Raw genomic sequence first — 15,608 nt, 5'->3', positions numbered from 1 at the left:
CGTAGAGGCTCGCCTCGGGGATACGACGCATGACGGGCGCAGCGACCTCGATGATCAGCATCTCGGTGAGGAACTGGTCCGGGCGGTCCCGGGGGGCCAGGCGGTCGTGGGCCGGGCGGTCGTGGGCCGGGCGACTCGGGCGCCGCCGCGGCGCGGGCGAAGAAGCGCAAGCGGATGAACCTGCTGATCGCCGGGTTCGCCGTCTTCATCATGCTCGCCGGCATCGGCGTGGTCGGGTTCACCTACTACTCGACAAGCGTGGTGCTTCCGGACGAGATCACTCCGCCGCAGGCGACCACCCTGTACGCCTTCGACAACAAGACGATCATCGCCAAGGTGGGCGATCAGAACCGCACTCTGGTCACCATCGAGCAGATCCCGGAGTGGGTCCAGAACGCCGTCGCCGCAGCCGAGGACCGGAACTTCTACCGACACTCCGGTGTGGACTACAAGGGCATCGCCCGTGCCGCCTGGAACAACGTCTCCGGCGGCGACAAGCAGGGTGCCTCGACCATCACCCAGCAGTACGCCCGTAACGCCTACGACAGCCTGGAGGGCGATACGTACGCCCGGAAGGTGCGGGAGGCGATCTTCGCCTCCAAGCTCAACGACGAGTACACGAAGCCGCAGATCATGCAGCACTACCTCAACGTGATCTACTTCGGTCGGGGTGCTTACGGCATCGAGGCGGCGGCGCAGACCTACTTCGGTAAGTCGGTGAGTAAGCTCGAGCCGGCCGAGGGAGCGGTGCTCGCGGCCCTGATCAAGCAGCCGGAGCCAACCTCCACCCACCAGGGCTACGACCCGGCGATCAACCCGACCGCGGCCCAGGATCGCTGGAACTACGTGATCGAGGGCATGGTCAAGGAGGGCTGGCTCGGTGTGCCCGGCAAGAAGGACCGGCCCATCGAGTACCCGACAAAGACCCTCAAGGCTCCGAAGAAGGGCGGCATCGGCGTCGACTTCGGCGTCGACACGCCGTACGGCAACGTCATCAACTACGTCCGGGAAGAGATGCGGGACAGGGGCATCTGCGTCGACAAGGACACCCAGGTGACGGACGCCAAGCCGCTGTGCTCCCAGGCGCTGATGGCCGGCGGTTACCGGATCCGTACCACAGTCGACACCAAGATGCAGGCGGCGGCGGTCGCGACGGCCCAGCGCAAGTCCAAGGGCTCCGAGTTGGCCGGTGAGCGCAGCAACATCATGGCCGCGGTGGTGTCGATCGACCCCACCAACGGCCGGGTCGTCGCGTACTACGGCGGTGACAACGGCACCGGCACCGACTATGCCGGCAAGAACACCGACTCCACCGGGGCGATCAGCGGCGGCCACTCGCCCGGTTCAAGCTTCAAGATCTACACCCTGGCGGCCGCGCTCAAGGAGAAGAAGGCGCTCGAGTCTCGGTGGAAGGGCAAGGCCTTCAAGCCGGAAGGCACCTTCAAGGTCAGCAACGCGGGCGACGACAACCCCGACTGCGGTAACTCCTGCACGCTGCGGGTGTCCACGCTCAAGTCCCTGAACGTGCCGTTCTACTACGTCACGGAGGAGATCGGCGCGGACAAGGTCGTGGACATGGCCAAGCAGGCGGGCGTCACCACCATGTGGCGCACGGACACCAACCCGGCGAAGGCCTACGACCTGACCAAGACCGACCCGAAGGACATCACGCCAGAGCCGTTCTTCAACGTTGTCGGCTACGGCCAGTATCCGATCACGGTGCTGGACCACGCCAACGGCGTTGCCACCTTCGCCAACGGGGGCGTCTACAACAAGGCGCACTTCCTCTACTCGGTGGAGAAGCAGAACCCGAACACCGGTAAGTGGGACAAGGTCTACAGCGAGAAGCTCGACTCGAAGCGCAGAATCGACAAGAGCGTGGTGGACGACGTGACGTCGGTGCTGAAGGACTACCCGGCCGCTGTCAACCACCGGCTCGATGACGGCCGCAAGGCTGCCTCCAAGACCGGCACTTGGGAACTCAAGGACGGCAGCGAGGACAACGGCGACGCCTGGATGATCGGTTACACGCCACAGTTGGCCACTGCGGTGTGGGTGGGCAACGTGAGGGACCGGAAGCCACTCATTCTCAAGGACGGCCGTAAGGTCAGCGGTGGAAACCTCCCGGGCGAAATCTGGGAGCGGTTCATGGACGAGGCGCTGAAGGGCAAGCCCAAGCTCGACTTCCCGCCAGCGGCAAACGTCGGCGATCCGGATTCCGGAAACGGTGAAGCGCCTCCGCCGCCTCCGCCGCCTCCGCCACCGACCAACCCGGGCGGTCGGCCCGGCCAGGGCACCCCCTGTAACCCGCTGATCGACCTGTTCTGCCCCGGTGGCAACCCTGGAGGCAATCCCGGCGGTAACCCCGGGGGCAACCCTGGCGGTAATCCCGGTGGCGATGGCACAGGTGGTGGCGGCGGTGGGCTGTTGCCCAGCCTGCCACCCAACCGGGACTGAGCCACACCAGCGCACGACGCCGCCGCCGGCCGGACGACCTGTCCCGGCCGGCGGCGGCGTCTTCGTACCCGTCACTCCGCGCCGGGGCGTCTCTGCGTTGATCGGTGAGCCGTTTTGCGACCACGCGCCTGGGCTCGACCGGCCGGCGGGTCGGGAGTGGCGCTTCGGGACCGTCGTGCGGATTTTGCTGACGCTGGCGGCGCTGGTGTGCCTCACGCATCGGTGATCGTGACCCGAGCATCAGCCAGGGCAGTGGTTTTACGACCTCAACGCGGTCGTGCTGGCGCGCTCGTCTGAGGAATGGGGCCAGGCATCAACCCTTTTTTGCCCTGCAAGCGTGCCGTATCGCACAGTAGTGCGACCTACCTCACATCCAGAGTAGAAACTTAGCATCTCGTCAGCTTTGATCAGCCAAAACTTCTTGGGCTTCGAAAGGTCCGCTGGAGCCCGCGCTACCTAGCGTATTTGATTTTTGGACATCTCGGTCACGGCTTTGTCGTTCTCGAAAAAAGCGCCCCCTGCGGCAGTGCGCGCACTCGTATGCTTCGGCACCAGTAAGCCAGTTGATCTATCGAAGGAGGGGCTCATGCCAATGGGGTCAAAGGTCGTCCGCCAAATCACGCGGACCGCTGCAGTGGCCGGTGCGTTCCTGCTGGCATCGGCGTTGCTACCAGGCAGCCCGGCCGTAGCGGCGGACACCGGTGACGGCTGGGAGCCCTGCAACCGCGGGGAGATCTGCCTTTACCAGGCTCAGTATGCCTACGTGGACAGCAACAATGGCAGCCGGCAGTTCTGGTATGACGACATGAACCACCGGGACGACCGCTTCTGGCTGCCCAACCAGAACGAATACGGCATCGTTGTTATGGACAAGGTGAAGTCTGTCCACAACAAGGACACTCAGTGCGGCGTTCGTATGTGGGACGTCAACGGCTCGGGCACCTGGTACGTCTACCAGAACATCGAGTTCGGCGGCGCCTACTACAACCAGGAGAACACCAACCCGTACAACAACGGCCACGACCGTTACCCCTGCTGACCAATTGCAAGGATTTGGATCACATGATGAGCACGAAGGGGTGGCTGTCACGCCGTCCCGGGCACAGTGCTGCGGCCATCTTCATGGCCGCGGCACTGGTCGCCGGCTGTACGGCCGAAGCCAAGCAGGGTCCCGGAGGTACTCCCTCCGGCGCGGGCTCCTCGCACGAGGATGCAGCGCCGCAGCCGTTCGACGTCTTCCTTGGTGCAGAGTTGGGATTCATCGAATACGCCACCAAGAAGATCCGGGATGCATGCATGCGTGACGCCGGCTTCCCTCAGTTGCAAAAGGTGTCGACCGGCAAACCGGCCCGTCTGTTTGAGGAACTGATCGTAACTCCCGGAACCTTCATGCCAGCCAGCGATGAACTCGCACGGAGTCGGGGCTTCGGACGAGACCTGCCCGCCAAGCCGGCGAGACTGGTCTCGAAGGACCCCAGCTTCGACCAGAATCTCGAAAGGTGTGGCAAGCAGTCGTGGGAGGCGATTGGTCCTGACGCGAACCAAGTCTGGAAGACCTACTTCGAGTTGGGCAATGAGTTGACTCAGGCCATGGTGCCCGTCTATCGCGCGCACCCACCGAGCAAGGTGGGCGAAAGCATGGCTGAATGCCTTGCCGGTGAAGGCTACGTCATCCCTAACAAAGATCACTGGGTTAAAGAGCCGTCGATCAATGTTTTCGGTGTTCCCTTCGGCCGTCACGCTGAGCCAGTCGAGGCACGCTGGCAGCCAAGACGCGATGCGGGCGATGTGCAGATCGGACCGGCGGTGCCACCGGCCCCATATGTTCCCACCGAAGGCGAGAAGAAGCTCGCGACAGCCTGGCGGAAGTGTGGGACGGCAGCGGGATTCGACGACTTTTTTCTCGATATGTCAATGCGGCAGCAGAAGATCACGATTGATCGCCTTGAAACCCAGTTCACGGAGCTCAATCCGCAGATAACCAGTCTGGCCAAGAAAGCCGCGGCGCTCACGGAGTCAACGTAACCGCTGTGGCGGACACTGCCGCTTCTCGAGGATCCGGCTCCAAAACTCTTCGGCGTCTCGCCCGGAGACCTTGAGAACGGCGGCGACAAGTGGGAGCCGAAGCGGATCAGGTTCACTGTGCAGGTCGGACCATCCGTCTTGGCACCCGGTAGGTGGCGACGGCCGAGGAGTCCTGGCTGTTTCCTTGCTCCAGTGCCGGGCGCTCGCACAGGCCCAGCACCAGGTCGGCGATCGCTCCCTACCCTGCTCGAACACGGAGAACACATGAAAGACCGTGGTACCCGAAGCAGCGCGCTGTCGCTTCTGCCGCTGTCGACGGCAGCCGTCTACGCCGTAGTTTTGGTGGTAGTGGCGGAGGCGCTCTCGGGCCGCGCCGAGGCCGTGGCGTCCGGGTGTTGGTGGGTCGTCTCAGCGGTCGGCGTCGGCTGGCTCGGACGGCTGCTGGCCCTGAGGAGTGCGCGTCTCGTTCCGGTAGGCGTACTCGCTGTCGCCGTACCGGTGGTGGCGTCACCACTAGCCTTTACCTCGCTGCTCGGAGAGCACTCGATCGTCGCCCTGGCGGTACTGGCGGTACTGGCGATCTGGGCGGTCGCTCTGGTGATCGCTACCGTGCTCGTCGAAGAGATCCCGGCGGCCAGAGCCAGAAGGGCAGCTGTGGTCGCGGTGGGCCTCGGTAGAGCCGTCGTGCTCGGGCATCTCCCCGGCAGGACGGAAGCATCGCGACTGAATGCCCGAGACGGGTTCCTGGCCGATACCGTAGGGGTGGCGCGCTGATGAGTCGTCTTCTTACGGGCAGGTCATTCCGTTTCGTCGCCCTGGTAGGCCTTACCGTGGTCGCTGCCCTGGTCGCTGGCGCGGTGTGGGTCGGAAGCCAGCTTCGCTCTCCTGCCCAGGCAGCTGCGGATGCTGCCCCGCCGCCGGCCTCCAACGTGACGAGCCGGGTCGAACGGAGGATCCTCAGCGAGCCGGTTGTCCTTCGTGGCAAGGTCACGCCGGGAGCGAGCGTGAAGCTGATGCCTCCACCGGATGTCGTCGGGCCGAACAGCGTCGTCACGAAGGTGCACACGGCGAAGAACGAGCGGATCAGGTCGGGTGATCCGGTGGTGGAGATCGCCGGAAGGCCCCTGTTCGCTCTGAATCTCCCCTTCACGCTCTACCGAGACATACTCGGTGGCATGGAGGGCCCGGACGTGGTGGCTGTCCAGAAGGCTCTGCGCGCTCTGGGTTACTCCCCGAGCCGCAGCGGGAAGCTCGACCTGCAGACGCAGCAGGCCCTCGGCCGGTTCTACCGGGATCGTGGCTACCAGGCTCCGGTCGACAGCGAGGCCAGTGACAAGGCGAAGGTCGCCCGAGACGGACTCGAACAGGCGGAAGCAGCCTACAGAGCGGCCACGAAACCTCAGGGTGCTCCGACCGCGACTCCGGAGGAAGGCCAAGAGCCGAATCCTACGCAGCCAACGGTCGCCGAGGCGAAGGAGCAGTTGGCGGAGGCCCGGCGGCAACTCGCCAAGACCGAGGTTCTTGCTGGTCCGTCGTTGCCGCGAGCCGAGGTCATGCTGCTGCCGAAGAATGGCGGAACCGTGACGGCGCTACGCGTGAAGGTTGGAACGACGCTGAAGGCCGGGGACGAACCAGTCGCCGAGTTGGACGGTGCCCCCGTGTACATTTCCGCCGTCGTGGATAGCGAGCAGGTCAGCCTCCTGCGAGTTGGCATGCAGGGCAGCGTCTTCGACGATGCGACCGGAGTAGAGGCGCAGGCCGCCATCTCCTCGGTGGGCACGAAACAGGCTGTGGACAGCACGACCGGAGCAGCCGGCTACCAGGTGGCCTTCGCGTTCACAAGCTCCAGCATGGACGCCTCAGCAGACAGGTCCGTGCGGGTGACGATTCCGGTCGCCGCGAGCGCCCAGCCTGTACTGGCGGTTCCTGTGACCGCAGTTTCGTCGCGACCGGACGGCACTACCTTCGTGACACTCGACAACGAGCAGAGCGGCACGCAGGAAATAGGTGTTCGGACGGGTCAGGTCGCCGGCGGTTGGGTGGAGATAAAGCCGGAGGTGCTCGATCAGGTGGCCGAGGGGGATCTGGTCGTTGTAGGTGTTTCTGGATCCGGTCTATCAGGAACGGAATAGATTCTCTTGCTCGACCTGGTCGACGTTTCGCGCTCCTACGACGACGGTCACCTTATTGAAGCGTTGCGGCCGACGACGCTCGCGATAAATGATGGTGAGTACATCGCAATCACGGGCCCGTCTGGGTCCGGAAAATCCACGCTTCTCAACCTCCTCGGAATGATTGACAGGCCGACGTCAGGGCTCTATCGCATCAGTGGTATCGATACGACATCACTGACCGACACAGCACGGGGTGCAATCCGCGGTCAGATATTCGGGTTCGTCTTCCAGGCTTTCCACCTGCTGCCTGGGCGAAGCGCCGTCGAGAATGTGGAGCTTGGCATGCTCTACGGCCCGCATTCGAGACGTGGTCGCCGCAGCCGCGCGTACGAGGCGTTGGAGCGGGTCGGTCTGGCGGACAGGCGGGACTCCGACCCGCGAACGATGTCGGGCGGTGAACGCCAGCGTGTCGCGATCGCGAGGGCGGTAGCCGGACGTCCGCGGGTGCTTTTCTGTGATGAACCGACCGGAAACCTTGACAGCGCCAACACCCGCAAGGTGCTCGGACTTCTTCAGGAACTCAACGCTAGCGGGTTGACCGTCGTGGTGGTGACCCATGACGCCGACGTGGCAGCAGCGGCACCTCGACGACTGATGCTGTCCGATGGCACGGTGACGGAAGGATGACCTTGTTCAGGTTTCGATTCACCTCGACGAGGCGCCAGATCCGTGCCGTGTCCGAAACCCTCCCGGTGCGCACGGCGCGACTCCGTATGGCTGACTGGGTGCGTGAGGCATCCTTGTCCGTGAGCCGCAACGCCGGTCGATCCACGGTGACCGTGTTGGGAACAGCCCTCGGCTCCGCGGCTTTCGTTGCGACGCTCGGTCTCGGTTCGACATTGCAGCGGCAGGTATCGGACTCGTTCGACGTCCGGCGGGCCACCGAGGTCGTGGTACGGCCGGAAGACAAGAGCATCGACCATCAGTGGCAGTCGGACGCGAGTTTGGAGCGGGTACGCCGGCTGAACGGGGTCACCTCGGTCGGACGGCGGCTTTCCCTGCCGGAGCAGACAGTCACCCGGGCGCTGGCCGTGGAAGGTAGCGCCATGAACGTGATCGGCGCGGACCCCGGCGCACTTGCGGTCATCCAACCCAGAATCCTGCAGGGCCGCAGCTACGACGCATTTCATGAGCGGACTCGTTCCCGGGTAGTCCTGGTTCCCCAGGCGCTCGCTCAGTCGCTTGCCGTTGATCGGCCTGGTGTGGCCATCTTCATTCATGATCGCGCATACACGGTAGCCGGCATCTTCGACGAAGTGCAGCGCCGGCCGGAGTCTCTACTGGCAATTCTCATGCCCGCCTCGGCAGCACAGGAGCTGGAGAACTCAAGGCAGCCTGGCGAACGCGACGTCCTCGTGGCGACAGCGCCGGGAGCGGCTCAACTCATTGGCGGCCAAGCGGCATTGGCGCTGCGGCCCGAGGGGCCGGGCGTGTTGCGTTCCATCGCACCCGCCGATCCCCGGACGATGCGACGCGAGATCGAGTCGAGCATTACCACCTCGAGCCTTCTGCTCAGCCTCATCTCCTTGGTGGCCGGTGCGTTGTCGATCGCGAACGCCGCGATGGCGTCCATCGCCGTACGTACTCCAGAAATCGGTCTCCGCCGCGCGATCGGCGCTCGCCGAATCCATATCTTCGCGCAACTCATCGGGGAAACCACCGCCCTCGGGAGTCTCGGTGGGCTGGTTGGCGTCGGGGCCGGTGTCGTCGCCATCTGTGTGGTCAGCTTGATCAACACTTGGTCGCCGGTCCTTGATCTCAGGGCAACCGCGTTGGCGGTCGCACTCAGCGCTGCTACCGGGCTGTTGGCTGGCCTCTGGCCGGCGGCCAAGGCCATGCGAATCCAGCCGGTGGCGGCGCTGCAACGCTGACTGATCCAGGCGGGGACGTCGCGGATCCGGCTGCTGCCAGCGCCGGGGAGGCGAAACGGTGTGCCCGCGCTCGGTGGCTGACGCCGCATGTCGCCGAGGGGCGCGCGGCGCTGATTGCCGTAACAGATCCGGCAGAGTCGGCTTCTGGAGGCCACCGCAATAGGGCAGGATGCACCCTCATGAGCACGCAGTCGACGCAAGGCATCGACGACGCCGGAACCAACGATCACCCGTCCCGCTCCGACGGGTTCGTCCGCGGCATCTCCAGCGTCATCGGCGGGCCGTTGGGCGATCACGCGACCGCGCTGGACCGGCCGGCCGGTCGGGAGCGTCGCTTCTGGACCGCCGTGCGGATCGTGCTGGCGTTGGCGTGCCTCACGCTCGCGTTGCACTGGGTGCAGAAGTCGCCCTGCCAGGACGGCGCCTGGCAGAACAACGTCCAGTACACCCGGTTCTGCTACACCGATGTCCTTGCCCTCTACTACGCCGAAGGTCTCAACGAGGGCAAGGTGCCCTACCGCGACCACCCGGTCGAGTACCCGGTGCTGACCGGCTACTTCATGGGGGCGCTGGGCCTGCCGGTGCACGCCATCGGCGACGGCGACCCGAGCATCAACCAGGGTCAGTGGTTCTACAACCTCAACGCGCTGGTGCTGAGCGCGCTCGCGGTCGCGACGGTTGCGGTGATCCTGGCGTTGCGCCGACGACGACCCTGGGACGCCGCGCTGTTCGCACTCGCCCCGGCGCTGGTACTCACCGCCACCGTCAACTGGGACCTGCTCGCCATCGGGCTGGCCGCCTTCGGGCTGCTGGCCTGGGCCCGTAAACGACCGGCCGTGGCCGGCGTGTTGCTCGGGTTGGCCGGCGCGGCGAAGCTCTGGCCGCTGTTCCTGCTCGGGCCGATCCTCATCCTGGCGCTGCGGGCCGACCGGGTTCGTGCCGCGCTCGTCGCCATCGGTACGGCGATCGCGGCAGTGGTGCTGGTGAACCTGCCGGCCGCGCGGGCGTACCCGGAGAACTGGGACCGGTTCTTCGAGCTGAACACCACCCGGCCGATCGACTGGGGCACGTTCTGGTACATCGGGCGCTACCTGGACGGCAAGGTCGGCAACGACCCCGCCAAGCTAGGCCCGTTCGAGTGGCTGAACGCCAACATCCCGACCCTCAACACCCTGTCGTACGCGCTGTTCGGGCTGGCCTGCCTCGGCGTGGCCGTGCTGGCGCTGCGAGCGCCGCGCCGACCGCGGCTGGGTCAGCTCGCCTTCCTGGTGGTCGCCGCGTTCCTCATCTTCAGCAAGGTCTGGTCGCAGCAGTTCGTCCTCTGGCTGCTCCCGCTGGTGGTGCTGGCCCGACCGAAGTGGGGCGCGTTCCTGGCCTGGCAGATCGCCGAGGTCTGCTACTTCGTCGCCTTCTACGGCGAACTGCTCGGCGCGGCAACCAGCAAGCCGGTCTTCCCGGAGGGGGTGTTCGTGCTGGCCTCGACGCTGCGACTGGCCACTGTGGTGGTGCTCTGCGTGTTCGTCGTCAAGGAGATCCTGCACCCCGAGCAGGACGCGGTGCGGGCCACCTACCCGGACGACCCGGACGGCGGCGTTCTCGACGGCGCACCCGACGCCCCCTGGATGGACCGATGGCGCCGCCCCGCAAGAAGCGAGCACTCCGTGGAACCCATCACCACCTGACCCCTTGGGCTGAACGCGACCCGGACCAGGTCAGGGTTTTCGGGGGAGCCCGTCCGGCGCAGGGATCAAGCCTGACCGCCCGGAGCCGGGCGGGCTCCCCCGAAAACCGCCCTAAGCCTCAGAGGCGATAGACGACAGCGTCGCCGACGTCCTGCCGGCTGATGCCGAGCGACTCGACCGGCGCGTCGATGCTGATCTCCCACGGTGTGCCGGCCACCTGACCGCGCAGCAGCACCACCGTGCGGACGCCGAGCGTGCGCAGGTAGTCGACGCTCGTCTGGTCCGGGAACGACTGGCTCACCCGGCGGACGTCGTCGAGCTGGCGCGGCGTGAAGCCGCTACCGCCGTTGACCACGTCCGGGAACCCGCTGGTCGACCAGAGCATCACGTGCTGATCCAGGCTCTGATTGCTGGGCAGCACCAGCAACGGACCCTCCGCCGAACGCATCGCCGCCGGCTGGGTCGGCACCACCGGGTGTGGGGTGGTGTTCAGGCCTTCGACGGTGACCAGCAGCAGCGGCAGCAGGGTGGCCATCCGCAGCCACGGCCCCGGCCACGACGGAATCCGTTGCGCTGTCAACTCGCGGACCCGGTCGGTGAGCGCGGTGACCGCGCCCGCCGCGAGCAGGCCGAGCAACAACGTGGTCCAGAGCATCAACCGCCCGGGGGTACGCAGCCCGCTCCAGCCCGGCAGGTGCTCGAAGAGGGGCACGTAGGTGAAGGTGCCGTCGAAGAAACGGGTGCCCATGGCGAAGGCCATCGTCAGCAGCACCCCGGCGAGCAGCAGCAGTCGATGCCGCAGCCGCCAGACCGAGAAGAGCAACCCGCCCGCGGCGAGCGCGTAGAGCACGAAGCCCGGCAGCAGGGTCATCTCCGGGTGCCACGGCAGCGCCGCCCGGGCACCCTCGTGCAGCCCACCCCAGATCCGCGACTCCCCGGGCGCCGTCACGAAGCCCGACGCCGGCGGCGAGAAGAGGCTGATGTCGGCGATGGTGCGCTCGGCGTACGGGTGCAGCTCGGTCACCTTGAAGAACGGGAACGCCATCAGCAGACCGACACCGGCGAACAACACCCCGCCGAGCACGTCGGCGGCGAACAACCGGCGACCGAACGGGACGGCCTGCCCGGTGCGCAGCCGCCGCGCGAAGAACAGCACGGCAGTGACCAGCACCGCGCCGGCCAGGAAGTACGCGAATGGCAGCCCGATGCCGAAACCGAGGCTGAGTTGCCAGGCCGCCACCAGCCAACCGGCGTAGACCCAACCGTCATGCCGGCGCTCCGGCCGGTAGCCGTGTCGGAGGGACCACCCGTGCCCGCGCGCCAACATTGCCAGCGCCAGCGGAATGCCCCCGTTGGAGAGCACGTGCAGGTGCCCGGCCTGGGCCAGCAGCCACGGCGCGTAGGTGTAGCTCACCCCCGCGACGGCCGCGCCGATCCGGCCGGCCCCGAGCTGTCGGGCCAGCGCGTACGCCCCGAGCGTGGCGAGCGCGTGCGCCAGCACGAACATGATGTTGTAGCGCAGCACGGCGTCCTCGGGACCGCTGCCGACCATCCCGGCCGGGGCGTACCCGAGCAGCGTGTCGGAGAACGCGAAGCTCCACAGCTCGGGGAAGAACGTGTTGGACTGCCACAGCCTCGCCGGCTCGGCCAGCAGGATGTGCCCGGACCAGGCCATCTGCCAGGCTTGCAGGCTCGGGTCCCAGTAGTCCTGCGGGAGGGTGTAGCGCGGATAGCGCAGCGTCGGCCAGGTCATCAACACGGCCAGTGCCAAAGCGCCGAGGGCGGCCAGGGTCCACTCGTGGATCAGGAATCGACCGACCGCCCGGACCACCCGACTGACGATGGAGGGCTTCGGCTCAGGGGCGGAGGCGAACGCCTCCCAACGCTCCGGGCCGACCGGCTTGACCTCGCTGTCGGCCTTGTCCTTACCGCCGGTGCCGTCCGCCTTCGCGTCCTTGGCTGTGTCGCCGTCCTTGGCCGGGTCGCTGTCCTTGGCTGGTTTGCTGTCCTTGATCGCGGCGCTGTCCTTGACCGCGCCATCCACCGTGCCGCTGTCCTCGGCCGTGTCGCTGTCCTTGGATGCGTCGGTGCCCTTGGTAGTGCTGTCGCTGGCCGCGGTGCCGCTCTCGGCGGCATCCTGCTTGGTCGCGGCGTTCTGCTGGGTGGGGGTGCCGGCCGCGGCCTTGGTGGGGGGTTGACTCTCGGCGGCCGCGCCGGTGGGGGTGGGCCGAGCGTTGCCGGTCCCGGGCTGTCCGCTCGTCATGCTGCCGGGCTCTCCGCTCCGAGCTGCTCACGCAGAAAGTCGATGTCGGCGGCCTGGCCGGTCACACCGCCCGGTGTTTCGACGACCACCGGCGCGCCGGCCGCCCGGATCACCGCCACCACCAGCTCCGGGTCGATCGTCCCGCCGCCCAGGTTGTCGTGACGGTCCTGGCCGGAGTTGAACGCGCCCTTGGAGTTGTTGGCGTGCACCAGATCGATCCGCCCGGTGATCGCCTTGACCCGGTCGACCAGACCGAGCAGCTCTTCACCGCCCGCGTACGCGTGGCAGGTGTCCAGGCAGAAGCCGACCTCGTAGTCACCGATGGCGTCCCAGAGTCGGGCGAGCGCGTCCAGCCGTCGGGCGCAGGCGTTGTCGCCGCCGGCGGTGTTCTCGATCAGGACCGGTACGCCGAAGCCGCCGGAGTCCGCCGCGTACGCGAAGGTCTTGCGCCAGTTGTCGAAGCCGACGGCCAGGTCGTCGCCGGCGTTGACGTGGCCGCCGTGGACGATCAGGCCCTTGGCACCGATGGCGGCGGCCGCGTTGGCGTGTCCGAGCAGCAGCTTGCGGCTCGGGATCCGGATGCGGTTGTTGAGCGTGGCCACGTTGATGACGTACGGCGCGTGCACGTAGAGGTCGACCTCGGCGGCGCGCAGCCGCTCGGCATCTTCGCGAGGCTTGGGCGCCTTCCAACCCTGTGGGTCGGCGAGGAAGAACTGCACGGTCTCGGCGGACCGGGCGGCCGCCTCCGCCAGCGGGTCGGTCGAGTCGACGTGGGCTCCGATACGCATGCGAGCGAGCCTACGTCGCGACCCAGACCGGCGGGGCGACGGCCGGGGCGGTGTCGCGTCACCGGAGGGACCGACGATCGTTGATGGGTTTGAACCGGCGACCAGTATCCCGGTGCCGCCAGCGGCGCGAGCGTCGCACACGGCGACCGGCGGTCGACGGCCGACAGCGAGGTCACCCCCGCGGCGCGGCCCGGCGCAGCGGGGGCGACCCCATCGCACACCAGTACCGAGCGACGACGAATCTCGGAAAATTGTGCTTTTCCCCCCGACAAGGTACGAGTGCTGTTGTATCGTCAGATAACAACACGATAAAGCTCCGCGGGGCGTCTTCGGTCCAACCTCATCGGTGTGGTCGTTCCTCCCCAGGTCCCACCCAAGGAATGCGGACCGGACGCCCCGCGGCCTCGTAGACGGGGGTCCACCACGACCGATTGACGGTCGGACGGTGGGCCCCCGTCGGCACGTCCGGGTCCGGACCCGACCACCCCGGGCATGATCGTTGGGACCGGGTATCCTGGTCAGGTTGTCCGCGTCCGGCCGGGTTCCCTCGGCGCGTGCGGGCAACGACACAAGACCTCCTGCCACGGAAGGACCGTGGCCGCTTAGCCCACAGGAGGTGAGCACGTCTTGCGTCACTACGAACTAATGGTCATCCTCGACTCCAGCCTCGAGGAGCGCACCGTCGCACCGTCGCTCGACACGTACCTGAACGTGATTCGGACCGCGGGTGGCTCGGTTGAGAAGACCGACGTGTGGGGCCGTCGGCGCCTCGCGTACGAGATCAACAAAAAGGCCGAAGGCATCTACGCCGTCATCGACCTGCAGGCCACGCCTGCTGCGGTGGCCGAGCTGGACCGTCAGCTCCGGCTCAACGAGTCCGTGCTGCGCACCAAGGTCATCCGACCGGAAATGCGCTAGAGCATCCAACCCCGGTTCGTCCGGATCAGCCTCCGCGACTCTGTCGTACGGCTCTGCGAGCCTGTACGACGAGACGCTGAGTGCGCGAGGAGATGGTCATGGCAGGAGACACCACCATCACGGTCATCGGCAATCTGACCGATGACCCCGAGTTGCGGTTCACCCCCTCCGGGGCTGCGGTCGCCAAGTTCCGAGTCGCTTCGACGCCCCGTTTCATGGACAAGGCGTCGAACGAATGGAAGGACGGCGAGCCGCTGTTCCTCGCATGCACCGTGTGGCGGCAGGCCGCCGAGCACGTCGCCGAGTCGCTGCAGCGTGGCGCTCGGGTGATCGTGTCGGGCCGGCTTCGTCAGCGGTCGTACGAGACCCGCGAGGGTGAGAAGCGCACTGTCATCGAGCTTGAGGTCGACGAGATCGGCCCGTCGCTGCGCTACGCCACGGCGAAGGTGCAGAAGATGTCCCGCTCCGGCGGTGGCGGCGGCGGCTTCGGTGGCGGCGGTGGCGGTGGCAACCAGGGTGGCGGCGGAGGCAACTTCGACGACCCCTGGGCTTCGGCTGCTCCTTCTCCCGCGCGTGCCGGTTCGGGCGCCAATTTTGACGAGGAGCCACCGTTCTAATGGCGCCTAGCGCTCGCGATCGCAAACCAGGAGCACGTGCAACGGCCAAGGCTGCGGCACTGCGCAAGCCCAAGAAGAAGGTGAACCCGCTCGACAAGGACGGGATCGCCTACATCGATTACAAGGACACCGCGCTGCTGCGCAAGTTCATCTCCGATCGCGGCAAGATCCGCGCTCGTCGGGTGACCGGCGTGACCTCGCAGCAGCAGCGGCAGATCGCCCGTGCGGTCAAGAACGCCCGTGAGATGGCGCTCCTGCCATACACGGCCACCACCCGCTGAGAGGAGGCACCGATATGAAGATCATCCTGACTCAGGAAGTGTCCGGCCTCGGTGCCCCGGGCGACATCGTCGAGGTCAAGAACGGCTACGGCCGTAACTACCTGCTGCCGCAGGGCTTCGCGATCGCCTGGACCAAGGGCGCGGAAAAGCAGGTCACGGTCATCAAGCGCGCCCGTGGGGCCCGCGAGATCCGCGACCTCGACCACGCCAACGAGGTCAAGGCTCAGCTCGAGGGTCTCAAGGTCAACCTGAAGGTCCGCGCCGGCGACGGCGGACGGCTCTTCGGCTCGGTCACCCCGGCCGAGATCGTGGACGCCGTCAAGGCGGCCAGCGGCCCGGTCCTCGACCGGCGTCGGCTGGAGGTGCCCGGTCACATCAAGTCAACCGGCACCTACCCGGTGAAGATCAAGCTGCACCCCGAGGTGACCGCAGCGTTCAACCTGAACGTCGTTCAGGGCTGACGTCCGCAACACCACCACGAGGGCCCGCACCGAGCGATCGGTGCGGGCCCTCGTGCGTACGTCATCCAACC

At 66.7% G+C, this 15,608-nt stretch carries 14 protein-coding genes; 12 read left to right on the top strand and 2 right to left on the bottom strand.

Translation table 11 applies throughout. The features are described from left to right. Positions 1-174 precede the first annotated feature (174 nt). The 8 genes from GUI43_RS12905 to GUI43_RS12870 all read left to right on the top strand — a co-directional run bounded on the left by GUI43_RS12905 (position 175) and on the right by GUI43_RS12870 (position 10,209). The gene (locus tag GUI43_RS12905; protein ID WP_112601338.1) at positions 175-2,457 is read left to right on the top strand and encodes a transglycosylase domain-containing protein; all 2,283 of its coding nucleotides are present in this window, start codon (positions 175-177) and stop codon (positions 2,455-2,457) included. Positions 2,458-3,220: 763 nt separating this feature from the next. After that, entirely contained in the window at positions 3,221-3,496 is a 276-nt protein-coding gene (locus GUI43_RS12900) for a hypothetical protein (RefSeq protein WP_146754527.1), read from the top strand. Positions 3,497-3,519: 23 nt separating this feature from the next. Then, on the top strand, positions 3,520-4,482 hold the full coding sequence (locus GUI43_RS12895; RefSeq protein ID WP_112698877.1) for a hypothetical protein: 963 nt from the start codon (positions 3,520-3,522) through the stop codon (positions 4,480-4,482). 264 nt (positions 4,483-4,746) lie between these two features. Then, on the top strand, positions 4,747-5,256 hold the full coding sequence (locus GUI43_RS12890; protein WP_112724969.1) for a hypothetical protein: 510 nt from the start codon (positions 4,747-4,749) through the stop codon (positions 5,254-5,256). A 230-nt stretch (positions 5,257-5,486) separates the two neighbouring features. Beyond that, complete coding sequence (locus GUI43_RS12885; RefSeq protein ID WP_146758791.1) at positions 5,487-6,614, top strand: peptidoglycan-binding protein; 1,128 nt, start codon at positions 5,487-5,489, stop codon at positions 6,612-6,614. A 6-nt stretch (positions 6,615-6,620) separates the two neighbouring features. Next, positions 6,621-7,283, top strand: coding sequence for an ABC transporter ATP-binding protein (locus tag GUI43_RS12880; RefSeq protein WP_112583910.1), 663 nt, complete (start codon positions 6,621-6,623; stop codon positions 7,281-7,283). 119 nt (positions 7,284-7,402) lie between these two features. Next, a complete protein-coding gene (locus tag GUI43_RS12875) occupies positions 7,403-8,527 on the top strand; it encodes an ABC transporter permease (protein WP_167457704.1) in 1,125 nt (374 codons plus the stop codon). A 179-nt stretch (positions 8,528-8,706) separates the two neighbouring features. After that, a complete protein-coding gene (locus GUI43_RS12870; RefSeq protein ID WP_112583908.1) occupies positions 8,707-10,209 on the top strand; it encodes a glycosyltransferase family 87 protein in 1,503 nt (500 codons plus the stop codon). Positions 10,210-10,327: 118 nt separating this feature from the next. Here the strand turns inward: GUI43_RS12870 and GUI43_RS12865 are convergent, their stop codons facing one another. After that, positions 10,328-12,472 (bottom strand): putative glycosyltransferase family protein, encoded by a 2,145-nt coding sequence (locus GUI43_RS12865; RefSeq protein ID WP_112698875.1) that lies wholly within the window; start codon positions 12,470-12,472, stop codon positions 10,328-10,330. Then, positions 12,469-13,260 (bottom strand): deoxyribonuclease IV, encoded by a 792-nt coding sequence (locus GUI43_RS12860; RefSeq protein ID WP_112583906.1) that lies wholly within the window; start codon positions 13,258-13,260, stop codon positions 12,469-12,471. Before GUI43_RS12860 ends, GUI43_RS12865 begins: the two co-directional genes overlap by 4 nt. 627 nt (positions 13,261-13,887) lie before the next feature. Here GUI43_RS12860 and rpsF point away from each other — a divergent pair. From rpsF to rplI, 4 genes are all read left to right on the top strand, one after another. Continuing rightward, positions 13,888-14,178: a 30S ribosomal protein S6 gene (gene rpsF / locus GUI43_RS12855; RefSeq protein WP_036391391.1), complete on the top strand. Its 291-nt coding sequence runs from the start codon at positions 13,888-13,890 to the stop codon at positions 14,176-14,178. 80 nt (positions 14,179-14,258) lie between these two features. Continuing rightward, positions 14,259-14,795, top strand: coding sequence for a single-stranded DNA-binding protein (locus GUI43_RS12850; protein WP_181518404.1), 537 nt, complete (start codon positions 14,259-14,261; stop codon positions 14,793-14,795). Next, positions 14,795-15,076 carry a 30S ribosomal protein S18 gene (gene rpsR / locus GUI43_RS12845; RefSeq protein ID WP_051723758.1) on the top strand — a complete coding sequence of 94 codons (282 nt, stop codon included), beginning with the start codon at positions 14,795-14,797 and terminating at the stop codon, positions 15,074-15,076. Before GUI43_RS12850 ends, rpsR begins: the two co-directional genes overlap by 1 nt. 14 nt (positions 15,077-15,090) lie before the next feature. Then, positions 15,091-15,537 carry a 50S ribosomal protein L9 gene (gene rplI, locus GUI43_RS12840; RefSeq protein ID WP_112583905.1) on the top strand — a complete coding sequence of 149 codons (447 nt, stop codon included), beginning with the start codon at positions 15,091-15,093 and terminating at the stop codon, positions 15,535-15,537. Positions 15,538-15,608: the final 71 nt, after the last annotated feature.

It is taken from the genome of Micromonospora noduli (assembly GCF_003264365.1).
Lineage (GTDB): Bacteria > Actinomycetota > Actinomycetes > Mycobacteriales > Micromonosporaceae > Micromonospora > Micromonospora noduli.
This window is presented reverse-complemented; position numbering and strand designations above follow the sequence as displayed.

Coding starts and splice junctions, on each gene's coding strand:
- GUI43_RS12905 (WP_112601338.1), top strand. CDS start 175: ATGAACCTGCTGATCGCCGGGTTCGCCGTCTTCATCATGCTCGCCGGC.
- GUI43_RS12895 (WP_112698877.1), top strand. CDS start 3,520: ATGATGAGCACGAAGGGGTGGCTGTCACGCCGTCCCGGGCACAGTGCT.
- GUI43_RS12860 (WP_112583906.1), bottom strand. CDS start 13,260: ATGCGTATCGGAGCCCACGTCGACTCGACCGACCCGCTGGCGGAGGCG.
- GUI43_RS12865 (WP_112698875.1), bottom strand. CDS start 12,472: ATGACGAGCGGACAGCCCGGGACCGGCAACGCTCGGCCCACCCCCACC.
- rpsR (WP_051723758.1), top strand. CDS start 14,795: ATGGCGCCTAGCGCTCGCGATCGCAAACCAGGAGCACGTGCAACGGCC.
- GUI43_RS12890 (WP_112724969.1), top strand. CDS start 4,747: ATGAAAGACCGTGGTACCCGAAGCAGCGCGCTGTCGCTTCTGCCGCTG.
- GUI43_RS12870 (WP_112583908.1), top strand. CDS start 8,707: ATGAGCACGCAGTCGACGCAAGGCATCGACGACGCCGGAACCAACGAT.
- rplI (WP_112583905.1), top strand. CDS start 15,091: ATGAAGATCATCCTGACTCAGGAAGTGTCCGGCCTCGGTGCCCCGGGC.